The organism is Paenibacillus phocaeensis (genome assembly GCF_900021165.1).
GTDB lineage: Bacteria > Bacillota > Bacilli > Paenibacillales > Paenibacillaceae > Fontibacillus > Fontibacillus phocaensis.
Genome location: NZ_FCOQ01000024.1, coordinates 1 through 12985, shown reverse-complemented (window position 1 = coordinate 12985; position 12985 = coordinate 1). Strand labels below are relative to the sequence as shown.

General features: G+C 56.8%; 12 protein-coding genes. All 12 read left to right on the top strand.

Going from position 1 to position 12985, the window contains the following annotated elements; all coding sequences use genetic code 11:
- The first annotated feature begins 37 nt into the window (after positions 1-37).
- Positions 38-814, top strand: coding sequence for an ABC transporter ATP-binding protein (locus tag BN3795_RS16570; protein WP_068785808.1), 777 nt, complete (start codon positions 38-40; stop codon positions 812-814).
- A 17-nt stretch (positions 815-831) separates the two neighbouring features.
- The gene (locus BN3795_RS16565) at positions 832-1638 is read left to right on the top strand and encodes an ABC transporter permease (protein ID WP_068785807.1); all 807 of its coding nucleotides are present in this window, start codon (positions 832-834) and stop codon (positions 1636-1638) included.
- Positions 1639-1663: 25 nt separating this feature from the next.
- The gene (locus BN3795_RS16560; RefSeq protein ID WP_068785806.1) at positions 1664-2704 is read left to right on the top strand and encodes an ABC transporter substrate-binding protein; all 1041 of its coding nucleotides are present in this window, start codon (positions 1664-1666) and stop codon (positions 2702-2704) included.
- Positions 2705-2801: 97 nt separating this feature from the next.
- Positions 2802-4229, top strand: coding sequence for a UbiD family decarboxylase (locus tag BN3795_RS16555; RefSeq protein ID WP_068785805.1), 1428 nt, complete (start codon positions 2802-2804; stop codon positions 4227-4229).
- A gap of 143 nt (positions 4230-4372) precedes the next feature.
- Positions 4373-5155, top strand: a complete 783-nt coding sequence (locus tag BN3795_RS16550; protein ID WP_068785804.1) for a LamB/YcsF family protein — start codon at positions 4373-4375, stop codon at positions 5153-5155.
- Between the two features lie 23 nt (positions 5156-5178).
- Positions 5179-6876 carry an FAD-binding protein gene (locus tag BN3795_RS16545; protein WP_068785803.1) on the top strand — a complete coding sequence of 566 codons (1698 nt, stop codon included), beginning with the start codon at positions 5179-5181 and terminating at the stop codon, positions 6874-6876.
- Positions 6877-6938: 62 nt separating this feature from the next.
- Complete coding sequence (locus BN3795_RS16540) at positions 6939-7250, top strand: 2Fe-2S iron-sulfur cluster-binding protein (protein ID WP_068785802.1); 312 nt, start codon at positions 6939-6941, stop codon at positions 7248-7250.
- 84 nt (positions 7251-7334) lie between these two features.
- Positions 7335-8183, top strand: coding sequence for an FAD binding domain-containing protein (locus tag BN3795_RS16535; RefSeq protein ID WP_068785801.1), 849 nt, complete (start codon positions 7335-7337; stop codon positions 8181-8183).
- A 21-nt stretch (positions 8184-8204) separates the two neighbouring features.
- The gene (locus BN3795_RS16530; RefSeq protein ID WP_068785800.1) at positions 8205-9170 is read left to right on the top strand and encodes a substrate-binding domain-containing protein; all 966 of its coding nucleotides are present in this window, start codon (positions 8205-8207) and stop codon (positions 9168-9170) included.
- A gap of 27 nt (positions 9171-9197) precedes the next feature.
- Positions 9198-9689 carry a (2Fe-2S)-binding protein gene (locus tag BN3795_RS16525; protein WP_068785799.1) on the top strand — a complete coding sequence of 164 codons (492 nt, stop codon included), beginning with the start codon at positions 9198-9200 and terminating at the stop codon, positions 9687-9689.
- A complete protein-coding gene (locus BN3795_RS16520; RefSeq protein WP_068785798.1) occupies positions 9686-12001 on the top strand; it encodes a xanthine dehydrogenase family protein molybdopterin-binding subunit in 2316 nt (771 codons plus the stop codon). Before BN3795_RS16525 ends, BN3795_RS16520 begins: the two co-directional genes overlap by 4 nt.
- Before the next feature lie 651 nt (positions 12002-12652).
- Positions 12653-12985 (top strand): XdhC family protein (locus BN3795_RS16515; RefSeq protein ID WP_198524741.1); only part of this gene is annotated, 333 nt, incomplete at its 3' end.

Genomic DNA, 12985 nt, shown 5'->3' with positions numbered 1-12985 from the left:
CGCAGGAATGGAAAATTCAGTATGGAGGAAATCAATTATGGAGAATAGAAGCCATCCCAAACTCGAAATTCGGGATTTGCGAGTGGAATACGAGTCCAAGGGCCAACACACCGTTGCTTTGGAGAATGTTCAGCTCAAAGTGGAAGACGGCGAGTTTGTGTCCGTTGTCGGTCCAAGCGGCTGCGGGAAGTCGACCTTGCTGAAGGTGGTGTCCGGGCTGCTCAAGCCCGCCGGCGGCGGTGCTTATCTGGATGGTGAGGAAATCCAAGGCGTGCCAGGCCAAGTCGGGATGGTATTTCAAAACGATGCCTTGCTCCCCTGGAAAAGCGTCGTTGATAATGTCCGGCTTCCGCTGGAAATCAAAGGGCTGTCCCAAAGCGAACAATTGGCCGAAGCCCATCGGCTGCTGAAGATGGTAGGACTTGAGGGCTTTGGCGGTTATCACCCAAAGGAGTTATCCGGCGGGATGCGCAAGCGGGTCGCCCTGGCCAGAACCTTCGCTTATGATCCTGATATTTATTTGATGGACGAGCCGTTTGGACCGCTGGACGCGCAGACTCGGGTGAAAATTGGCGAGGAGTTCCTGCAACTCTGGGAGAATGTCGGCAAAAGCGTGTTGTTCATCACCCACGATATCGAAGAGGCGATTGCCTTATCCGACCGGGTTATTGTCATGACCTCCCGGCCGGGACGGATCAAAGCGGAGTTTAAAGTGAATCTGGAGCGGCCGCGCCCCTTCTACGACATCCGATTCGATCCCAAGTTTAAGGAGCTGCAGAAGGAAATCTGGGCTCAAATGTCGGACGGGGAATAGAGAGAGGAGGAATCATCATGGCATCAAAAACAACAGCAGCGTCGCCAAGCTCTCCTTCCCCTAAGGCAGGGCGCAGGAATCGCAGCACGGCGGTGTGGATGGGCAGATTGGTCGTATTTATCGTCGTTTTCGGATTATGGGAGCTGCTCTCGGGTACGGCGTTTAATTCCTTTTGGCTGAGCAAACCTTCCTTGATCATCAAACGAATTTTCGAGATGGCGGCCAATGGGGACCTGTGGTTCCATATGAGCATTACGCTGCAGGAGTCCATTGTCGGCCTCATTATCGGGATGCTGGGAGGTACCTTGCTCGGAATTTTGCTCGCGTTCAGCGGGATTTTTCAGAAATGGGTGTACCCCTACATTATGGCCTTGTACAGCTTGCCGCGGGTTTCCTTGGCTCCGCTGTTTATCGTCTGGTTCGGGATCGGAATGACCTCCAAAATCCTGATGGTTGTCGCGATGGTCATTTTCGTCGCTTTCTACAATGCTTATGAAGGTGTGCGCAACATCGACAAGGATCTGATGGATATGATGAGCACGTTTAAAGCCAAATGGACGCATAAGCTTCGCTGGGTGGTGCTCCCGTCGATCACGGTCTGGATTCTGACCAGCTTGCGGCTGAATATCGGAATGGCTTTGATCGGGTCCGTCATCGCCGAACTGGTCGGCTCCAACCGGGGGCTCGGTTATTACATCACCTATTCGTCCAACATGCTGGATACGACAGGCATATTTACCGGCTTGGTCCTCATTATGATTATCGCCGTCGTGTTGGAGCAGATTATCGTACAGGTTGAACGTCGTTTGTTGAAATATCGTTAGTTAATCATTCAAGGAGGGAAATCCTATGAAAAAAACAAAAATGCTACTCGCAACGCTGCTGGTGCTGACCATTGCTTTGGTTAGCGCTTGCGGAAACAACAACACAGCGGCACCTTCGGAGAATAACGGAGGCGGCGGAAACGCCGCAACGGGAACCAACGGTGGGGATGGCAATGCCAATTCGCCGGAAAATGTAAAAATTCGCGTGGGTCTGGTTGGCGGCGGCATGACGCCTATCATCGCGCAAATCGGCATTAATGATGGCTCTTACGAGAAAGCCGGAATTACGATCGAGAAACAAAGCTTCACCTCTGGCGCCGATATGGTGCAAGCCCTGGTGGGCGGTAGTCTGGATATCGTTCTGGGATCTTACGAGCATGTGCTGAGACAACAAAAGAACGGCCTCGGCGTTAAAGCCTACGGCGAAATTTACAATGGAGTCGGCTATTCGCTGGTCGTGAAGAAAGATGCGCCCTTCCAGTCGCTTGAAGATTTGAAGGGAACCACGCTCGCCGTCACCAAGGTGGGCAGCTTGTCCGACACCGGGCTGCGCGAGGGCTTGAAAACCGCCAATATCAACCCGGACAAGGACGTGCAAATCATCAACGGCGGCAGCGGAGCCACGATGCTGGCTGCGATTGAAAGCGGCAAAGCCGCGGGCGGCATGGTCTCCGAACCCACGATCTCTCAGATGGTAGCAACGGGGAACTACCGGGTGTTGTATGATCCGCCGTATGATTTTGCCGGAATTACCGTCATGGCCAAGACAGATTGGGTCGACAAAAATCAGGATGCGATGAAACGGTTCCTGCAGGTCAGCAATGAAGTGAATGAACGCGTGCAGAAGGATCCGGCATCTGCCGTAGAAGCCATGCTGAAGGAGTTTGACCAAATTCCGGCCGACGTCATGGAGACTGCGGTGAAAAATCAGCTGGCCAAAGTACCGGCCGGACTCAAAGTATCCGAGGAAGGCGCGAAAAACGTCTCAAATACCCAAATCGAGGCCGGCGTGATCGAGAAAGAAATTCCGTTTACCGATACGGTAGATCTCTCGCTGCTTCCTTAAGCCATATCCCAATCGGGTGAATTTGCATGGATAATGGTGCGATTCGCCCGATTTAATTTCATAACTAACGATATTACAGAAAGAAGGCGATCCGCGCATGGCCAAAGATTTGAGAACCTATCTCGGGCAATTAGCCCAATTCGATGCAAACAGTGTGAAGCTCGTAGACACCGAAGTCGATCCCCGGTTTGGCATTACCGCCTATGCGGCAGCTTTGGCGGAAAAGGGCGATTACCCGGCACTGCTGTTCAATCAGGTGAAAGGGGCGCAAATGGCGTGCATTTCCAACTTGTTAACCTCGTACGAACGTATCGCTCTATATCTGGGCTGCGAAGTTCAGGATATCCCGCGCGTATACGGTGAGAAGCTACAGCAGCCGATTGAGCCGGTGGTCGTAGACCGCAGCGTTGCTAAAGTCAAAGAGAACGTGATCGAAGAGGCGGACGTCGATCTCGGCAAACTGCCGATTCCCGTTCACAACGAGATGGATGGCGGACCTTATTTGTCGGCAGGGGTTATGATCATCCGCGATCCGGAATCCGGGCTCATAAATGCCGGGATTTATCGTCATCAAATCTTCAACGAACGGGATATGGGCGTCTGGTTTCTCGGAGCCCACCATGGCGGATTGATCTATAAGAAATACAAGAAGCAAGGCAAACCGGCTCCCGTTGCGATCGCACTTGGCCACCATCCCGGCTTCATCATGGGCGCGGTATCCCGAGTTCAAGGCATTGGCGGCGAATATGAAGCGGCCGGCGCATTGATGGGAGAACCGCTGGAGCTGGTGCAAGCGGACACTTCCGACTTGCTCATCCCTGCACATGCGGAGATCATTCTGGAAGGCGAGATTCTGCCGGACAACGATCACAGTGAAGGACCGTTCGGCGAATGGCCGGGGCATTATCTCGGCGGAGGTTCGGTTCCGACGATTCGCATTAAACGCATTACATACCGGAATCATGCGATCTTCCAAGATATCGTCGCTTCCGGACGGGAGCATCTGGTGGTGGGCGGAGTCCCGCGTTCAGGCAGCATTTATCATACGGTGAAGAAAATCGTGCCGGGCCTCAAAACCGTGAACGTCCCTTTCTACAGCCGGATGAACTGCTATCTGTCGATCCAGAAGGAAAAGGATGCGGATGTGAAGAAAGCGGCCTTTGCGGCACTGAACACCGAGCCGGAGAATTTGCGGCATATCGTCGTCGTTGACGAGGATATCGACGTGTTTAACGGGGAAGAAGTCGCTTGGGCGATTGGCACGCGATTTGATGCGGAGCGCGACTTGCTGGTGATCCCGCGCTGGAACGGGCCGGGCGGATTGCTGCCGACCAACTGGGAGTATAACGCCGAAGGCAAGAACACGCCGCGGATGTCCAGCGCCGTGATCGTCGATGCGACGAAGCCCGCACCGCCGGTCGTCTTCCCGAAACGGGCGGTTGTTCCTAAAGACAAGGTGGAGCTGGCGGATCTGGCTTCATTGCGCGAGTTGAATGCGGACGAGAAAAACAACTGGCAAATTTAAAGCATTTAGCCTCAAACGGTGGAGACGGCGTCCGAAGATCCCGTTGTTCATTCAGCCGGTTGAGGCTGGCTTGTTTCATAGTTAATCTCATAAATTAATAACATGATTTAATACCATGAATTAATTGCGGGAGGAGCACTAACATGAAGAATGTAGTGGATTTAAACTGTGATATGGGGGAGAGCTTTGGCGCTTATAAGCTGGGCAGAGACCGCGAGGTGTTGAAATTTGTCACCTCGGCTAACATTGCCTGCGGCTTTCACGCCGGAGATCCGGCGACGATGCGCCAGACCGTCAAGCTGGCTTTGGAGCACGGGGTGGCCCTGGGAGCGCATCCCGGCTTGCAGGATTTGGTCGGATTTGGGCGCCGGGATATGGATCTCTCCCCGCAGGAAGCCTATGATCTTGTGGTCTATCAGATCGGGGCCTTGTGGGGGTTCGTCCGTGCCCAAGGGGCGAAGCTGCAGCATGTGAAAGCGCATGGGTCTTTGTATAATATGGCGGCCCGGAACGCCGGTTTGGCCGAGGCGATCGCTGAAGCGGTCTACCAGGTGGATCCGGAGTTGATTCTCTTTGGCCTCGCCGGCAGCGAACTGATCACAGCCGGGAAGAAAGCCGGCTTACGCACGGCCAGCGAAGTATTCTCGGATCGGACCTATCAATCCGACGGCTCCCTTACTTCGCGCCGTCTGCCGGACGCCTTGATTACGGATGAGGAGCAATCGGTCCAACAGGTAATTCGTATGGTTGCCGAAGGCAAGGTATTGTCGCAGCAGAACGTCGATGTAGCGATTCAGGCCGATACGATCTGTATTCATGGGGACGGGATTCATGCCGTTGAATTTGCCGGCAAAATCCGCAGCTCTTTAACCGCTGCTGGCATTACGGTACAACCCGTTGGAGCTACGCTGGGACAACAAGCATAAGCGCAAAAGGAGGAGACAGCAGGATGGAACCATTGCATTTGCAAACCGATGTGCTGGTTGTCGGCTCCGGCGCTGCCGGGCTGATGGCAGCAAGAGCAGCAGCCGATGAAGGGGCCCGGGTAATTCTGACTGACAAGAGCTTGATCAGTCGGGGCGGAGCTACGATTTTGGCACAGATGACGGTGGCCGTTGCTTTAGGCGAAGCGGAGGAAGACAACACGCAAATCCATTTCGAGGATACGATGAAAGGCAGCCGGGGACTGGCGGATCCGAATATCGTCCGCGCCGTCGTGAAGCGGGGGCCGGAGGTGATTCTCGAAGCGGAAGGATATGGCGTGAAGTGGGCCCGGACGCCGGACGGCAAACGTTCCCAGGCTTTTGCTCCGGGGCATTCCAAGGCGCGCTGCGTGTATGTGGATATCTTGAATACAGGCGGCGCAACGGCGGCCGGTTTGAAGAAAGCCATTTGGAAGGATGAGAACATCCAGCGCCTCAAAAACGTGATGATCACGAAAGTCGTGGTTGAAAATGGCCGGGCGGTCGGCGCGATTGGCTTTGAGATGGAGGCGTATCGTCCGATCAGCATCGCCGCTTCGTCGGTCATTTTGGCGACGGGCGGGTTGACGGAGGTCTATGCGCGAAACAGCGCCTCTGCGAACATGACCGGCGACGGATTTGTCCTGGCCGCCGAGGCAGGGGCCGAGGTGCGCGACATGGAGATGGTGCAATTCTTTCCGATCGCCCACCTCTTCCCACCGCTTGTCGGCATCGACCCGATTATGTGGGATCCGTTCCGCTACAAGCTGGGCGGACGTCTGCTGAACGGGAAAATGGAAGAATTCATGGACAAGTACAACGGCGAGGTAGCCGGCAAATATACGGCAGCGCGCGATCAGACGACGTTGGCGATATTCCGCGAGGTGGAAGCCGGCCGCGGGACGCCGCATGGCGGAGCTTATCTCGACTTCACGATGGTGCCGGAGGACAAGTTGAAAGAGGCGTTTGGCCCGGTCATCGAGATTTTGCGGAACCAGGGTGTTGATTTAACCAAGGATATGGTGGAAGTAGCGCCGATGGCTCACTTTATGCTTGGCGGGGTCCGCGTTGATGAAGCGATGCGTACGCGGGTGCCGGGCCTGCTGGCGTCTGGCGAGCTGATCTACGGCATGCACGGGGCGAACCGCCTTTCCGGGAATGCCATCACGGAAGCGCTGGTCACCGGCCGGATCGCGGGAGAAACGGCCGCGCGGGAGAAGAGCAAGCGCAATGATGCAGCGGTGCGGCAGGCGTTCGATCGGGAAATGGAGCGTCTGACGCAATTTTGGCACCCTGTCTCGGTGGATCGGGATACTGCATCGCTTCAAACGTTTAAGCGTAAGCTGCAGCAGATCATGTGGAAGGGCGCAGGTCCGCTGCGAACGGAAAGCGGCTTGAAGGAGGCGCTGACGGATCTGCGGGCGCTGCGCGGCGAGCTTGCCGATATTTCGCTTAAGAAACAGGATAAATTCGCTTTATCCCTGTTCGAGAAACTCGAGGCCGCGAACATGCTGAAGGTGAGCGAGGCGATCGTGCTTGGCGCTCTGGAGCGGAAGGAGACGCGGGGGGCTCATGTGCGCCTGGACTATGACGATACGCTCACTCAGCCGTCGAGCTACAGCTATGAGCTGAACGAAGCGGGAGAATGGGTCGTATCCGAGGTTCAACTGCCGGTTGGAGTGTAATAATGTAGCAACCGGACTAAGGCAGCCGGAATGTCGGTGACGAAAGAAGGGAGACACAAACCATGGCAACAGTGACATTAAACGTAGTTCGCGGCGATGCGGAAAGCGGCGCTTCCCTTGAGCAATTCGAGGTTCCTTTCCGGGACGGCATGAGCTTGCTTGACGCGATTTTTTGGATTCGGGAGCATAAGGACCCGTCCTTCTCGGTGCGGTATTCCTGCCGCTCCGCGAATGCCTGCAAAGAATGCTCGGCGTTCGTCGACGGCAAACCGGGTTACCTGTGCAGCATCCGCGCTGTACCGGACAGTGAAGTCAAAATCGAACCGCTGACCGGCCGTCCGTGGATCAAGGATTTGGCGACGGCGCTGGAGTAGGGAACGGGCAGCCAATCTCAAAAGCTAGCAAGGAGTCTTGCGGCTCTATGACATAATCATCATTCACGTGAAGGAGGGGCATTTATGGCCTGGCTACAGCCCCGCAGTTTAGCCGAAGCGCTTGAGTTGCTTCGGGAGCAGAACCCCCGCATCGTGTGCGGGGGGACGGATTTGTTCGTGAACGCGCAGCGCAAATCGTACGAGTCGGCACACACCGACTGGCTCGACATCCGGCGCGTGCCGGAGCTATGTGCAACCCGCCGAACCGAGGCGGGTCTTGAGATCGGAGCCGCGGTGACGGCCGCCGAAATTTGGGGCAGCGACGAGTTCAGCGTCGTGCCCGCGCTGCAGCAGGCCGCCCGCATCGTTGGCGGCTGGCAGATCCAAAACCGCGCATCGCTTGGCGGCAACGTGGCGAACGCCTCCCCGGCAGCCGATATGGTCGTTCCGCTCGTGGCTTACCGAGCGGAAGTCCGGCTTGCCGGGGCGGACGGCACCCGCAGCGTGCCGATCGCGGACTTCATCTCCGGGCCGAAGGCGACCCAGCTTCGCGAACGCGAACTGATCGCGTCGCTGTTCATCCCGGCCCGGATGCTGGAGGTGCCGCAGGTGTTTCTGCGGCATGATCAGCGCGCGGCAACCGACATCTCGATCGTCTCCGTCGCCTTGCTGCTGCAAGGCAAAGGGAGCGAGATCGAGTGGGGGACCGCCGCGGTAGGCGCGGCGGCGCCGAAGCCTTTCGTGCTGGGCGACGAGGAAGAGCAGCAGTGGAGCGGCGAGCTCACCGCCGCCAAGCTGGACGAGCTGAGCGGGTTGTATGCCCGGCGCAGCTCGCCGATTACCGACGTGCGCGCCAGCGCGGATTACCGCCGAGCATTGGTCGGGAATTACATTAAAAGGGCCGCGAACGCACTGCTCGCAAACGGCCGGTAACGAGGGGGAGGAGCTTCAAATATGACGGGAACGAAATTAACGGTAGCGATGTCGGAAAGCGACCGCACCTTAAAGCTGTTAAACGGTGCTAAACCGCTGCCCGGCTTTGAACTGGACGTGCAGCAGGAGTCGATCGAGGAGATTTTTGTGAAGCAAATTTCGCAAGCCGCTTATGATGTGTCAGAGCTTTCCCTGGCTTCCTACCTGATCGCCAGAGGCGGGGGAGATTCGCGGTTAACGGCGATTCCGGCGTTCCTGTCGCGGTCATTCCGGCACAACGCGATTTATGTGCGTTCGGATTGTCCTTATACGCATCCCTCCGAGCTGAAGGGCAAGCGGTTTGGATTTCCGGAATTTCAAATGACCGCAGCCGTATGGGTCCGGGGAATGTTCCGCCATGAATGGGGGATCGCCAACGAGGAGATGGAATGGTTCACGTTCCGTCCGGAGCGGGTGCCGGTGAAGATTCCGGCTACGTTGACGGAAGGCGACATTTTCGAGGCGTTGGCCGAAGGCAAGGTGGATGCGATCATGACGGCTCGCCGACCGCCGGCCAAGCTGTTCCCCGCTTCGGGAGAAGGCGGCGTATTGCGCCGGTTGTTCCCTGAGGTCTGGAACGTGGAGCGGGAGTATTACGGGCGGACTGGTATTTTTCCAATTATGCACCTGGTTTCCCTCAAGGCAGAGACGGTCCGGCAATTCCCCGAGCTGCCGAAGCAGTTGTACAAGCACATGTTGGAGATCAAGGACGAAGGCATCGCCGGGTTGCTGGAGACGATACGCAACGCAACCTCCAACCCGTTCGTATGGGAATCCGCCGAGCAATCGGCCAAATTGATGAACGGCGATATGTGGCCTTACGGCGTCTCCGCCAACTGGCCGCAGATCGAAACGTTTATTTCCTATCTGCAGGAAGACGGCCTGCTGGATCGCAGCTTCGCCCCGAAACCGCAGGAGGTCTTCCATCCCTCCGTACAAGACACATAAGCTAGCAAGGAAAGAAGGTGCTGCCTGATGAGCGGCGGACTTAACCATAACCCTAACATGACGTTAACAATCAATGGCGAGGATGTGACCTGGAACGGCGAAGCGACGGCCAGCCTGGCGGATGTGATCCGCGAAGGACAAGGCCTGACGGGGACGAAAATCGGCTGCCGGACCGGCGAATGCGGCGCCTGTACCGTGCTGCTGGACGGCCAGCCGGTGGTCTCCTGTCTCGTGCCGGCCGCTTCCGCGCAAGGGCAGTCGGTCGAAACGATTGAGGGCTTGGCCCGGCACCCCGAGTTCCGGGAGCTGGAGCAGGCGATGCAGGAGTACGGAGGCGTTCAGTGCGGCTTCTGCACCCCGGGCGTGATGATGACCACTTGGGCTTGGCTGCAAAATCCGGCCCTTTTCGGCGGGGACATCGGAGCGGCGTTGAAAAACAACCTGTGCCGGTGCACCGGCTACCGCGGCATCATCGAAGCGGCGGAGCATGTCCTGGCCTCGAAAGGAGCCGCGCGATGACGATGAACCGCATGCAGCAGCCAAGCAAATCAACGGATGCCAAGGTCATGAATCCGGCCGACCCGAACAAGTCTACGCAGCAAGTGAATCCGGCCTTGAAGCAAAAGCCGCTGGATCTGAAATCGAAGCTGGAAGGGCAAACGCGTTATCTGCATGACATGAACTTCCCCGGTCAGCTGATCGGCGCAATCTACCGCAGCCCCTATGCGCATGCGCGGATCAAGCGGATTGATGTGGAGAAGGCGCGGCAGGTCGATGGGGTACATGCCGTCATTACGGCGGATGATGTGCCGAACCACAAGTATGGACCCACTAAATTTAAAGATTGGAACATTCTTGCCAAGGATCGCGTGCTTTTCATCGGCGATGAAATCGCCGCGGTAGCGGCGGAGAGCCAAGAGGCGGCTGAGCAAGCGCTGGCGCTGATCGAGGTGGAGCTTGAACCGCTGGAAGGCGTATTTGATCCTGAAGCCGCGTTGGTTCCTGGAGCCCCTCTGATCCATGAGGATGTGGAGCTGAATCGGCCGATGAAGGTAGACGTAGCGCGCGGCGACCTGGAGGAAGGCAAGAGGAAGGCAGCCGTTGTCAAGGGCGGGCGTTACGTGTCGAACCGGATTTATCAAGGGCATCTGGAGCCGGTCGGAGCGATCGCATTTTGGTCGGAGGAGGAGGGGGTCACGATTTGGGCGCCTTCTCATATCCCGTACCGGGCGAGGGAAGCGTATGCCGCCGGGTTTGGCTTGCCAGAGGATAAGGTGCGGATTATCGTGCCGCCGATCGGGGGATCTTTTGGCGCCAAATACGTCCTTAAGGTCCATGTGATCGCTGCAGCGCTGGCTATGGCAACGGGGCGGCATGTGAAGATCATTTTGGACCGCTATGAAGATATGATTACCGCTCATCCGCGGGTACCGCTGACCTTCGATATTGAAATCGGCGCCGATGCGGAAGGGAACTTCGTATACAAAGACTTGACGGTGTATGCGGATGCCGGGGCTCGGGTTTACTGGAGCCCGAACGTGATCTCTACCGCCTGCACGCGTGCCGATAACATCTATCATTTCCGCAATGTGAAGTCAACGGGGTACCTGGTGTACACCAACAATAGTCCAACTACGTGCATGCGCGGGTTCGGCAATGCGGAGATGCTGTTTGCGGTGGAAAGCGTGATTGACGAAATCGCGCTTGAGCTGGGGATGGACCCGGCCGAACTGCGTCTGAAGAACATCGTCCACTCGGGCGATACCACGATGCATGGTTATCGACTGGACACCTGCAATTTGGAGGAATGCATCGAGAAAGTCAAGGAGCTGTCCGGCTGGAATCGGCGGAACGAGCTGCCGCCGTACCGGGGGCTGGGCCTTGCGGTGGCCAACCACGTTTCGGGCTTCCGCGCCATCGACCCGCGGTTTGACGGTTCGACGGCGGTGATCCGCGTTAAACCAGGCGGTTTCGTTGAAGTGGAAACCGGCGAAATCGAGCTGGGCCAAGGCATGACGATGACTTACGCGCGGATCGCCAGCCGGGTGCTGGGCGTTCCGGAAGACGAAATCTTGGTGAAATCGGGCGATACCGGGCGGTATCCGTTTGGTATCGGTACGCTGGCATCCCGCAGTACGGTGATGGGCGGGAATGCGGTGCAGAAGGCGGCGGAGGCCTTGCTGCGTGAAATTCAGCAGCTGGCGGTTCAGGCGCTCGGCGAAGGAGCGGTGTATGAGTCAGGGGTTGTAAAGCACGGCGGCAAAACGTATTCACTAGGCGACGTTGTTGATTGGTTCCGGGCTCGCCATGCCGGCGAGGAGCTGTCCGTCAAGGAAACGTATGTGCCGGATACCGAACTGCCGGACGCCAGTTACTTCGGGCACCCTTCGCCAAACTATCCCTTTGCCGCGCATGTGGCCGAGGTTGAAGTGGACCCCGACACCGGCCGGACCAAAGTGGTCGGCTATTGGGCCGTGCATGACTCGGGTACGATCATCCACGAAACAATGGCCAAAAGCCAGGTGCTGGGCGCCGTGGCTCAAGGCATCGGCTGGGTTACGATGGAGGACCTGATCGTTCATGAAGGTAAGGTGATGAATCCGTCGATGATGGATTATCGGATGCCGGGAGCCAAGGACCTGCCGGATGTACAGGTGCATTTTGTGCAGGAAGCGGATCCGCACGGCCCCTTCGGGGCCAAATCGCTGGGCGAAGTGGCGCTGGACCCGGTTCCGGGTGCAATCGCCAACGCGATCGCTCATGCGACGGGACGGCGCGGTCAGGTGCTGCCGCTGTCCGCGGAGCGGGTGTGGGCGTCGCTGCAAGGCTAGAAACGTAAGGGCAAAAAAAGCAATAAGAGTAACAAGAGCGGCAAGAGAAGCAAGGGTAACAGGAGTAGCAAGGATAGCAAGAGCAGCAAGGGTAACAAGGGTAGCAAGGGAAGCAAGAGCAATAAGAGTAACAAGAGTAACAAGAGTAACAAGAGTAACAAGAGTAACAAGAGCGGCAAGAGTAACAAGGGTAACAGGAGTAGCAAGGATAGCAAGAGCAGCAAGGGTAACAAGGGTAGCAAGAGCAATAAGAGCAATAAGAGTAACAAGAGTAACAAGAGTGCAAGAGTAATAAGACAGCAAGAGTAGCAAGGAGCGTAAGGTTGGCCTCCTGAACTGAGCCGATGGGAAATGTTGCAAAATGTGCAGCATTTTGAGGCAAAACTTGGCGTGTAGGGGATAATGCTGCAAAAACTGCAACATTTTGAGCTTGTTCCTCGCGTAGCGGCGGAATTTGTTGCACAAACTGCAAGATTTGGGGCGTATTCCCTTCATTTTGGGGAGATTTGTTGCACAAAATGCAGCATTTACGCCTTAGAGCCGCTTTTTCAAGCCATAATAGTGTAGAAACTGCAACTGCAACATTTCATCCATGCCGGAAGAGGGTTGCGAAGAAGGATACGAACAATAAATGAATAAATGAATGAATGAATGACGGGAGATGACGAGAACATGGAGGAGGAACTCATCCGTGCGCTGGACGCCTGCCGGGTGGAGAGCCGGGCTTGCGTCGTCGCCACGATCGTTGACGTGGACGGCTCTGCCTATCGCCGGGAAGGAGCCCGCTGCCTCATTCATACCGACGGCGAGGTGACGGGCATCCTGAGCGGCGGCTGCATCGAAGAAGACCTGCGCGAGCATGCGCAGGAGGTGCTTCACACTCTCGAGCCGCGCAAGCTGCTGTACGACTTCCGCATCGGGGAAGACGAGATGTGGGGGATCGGCCTGGGGTGCAACGGGGCGATCACGGTGTGGCTCGAGCCG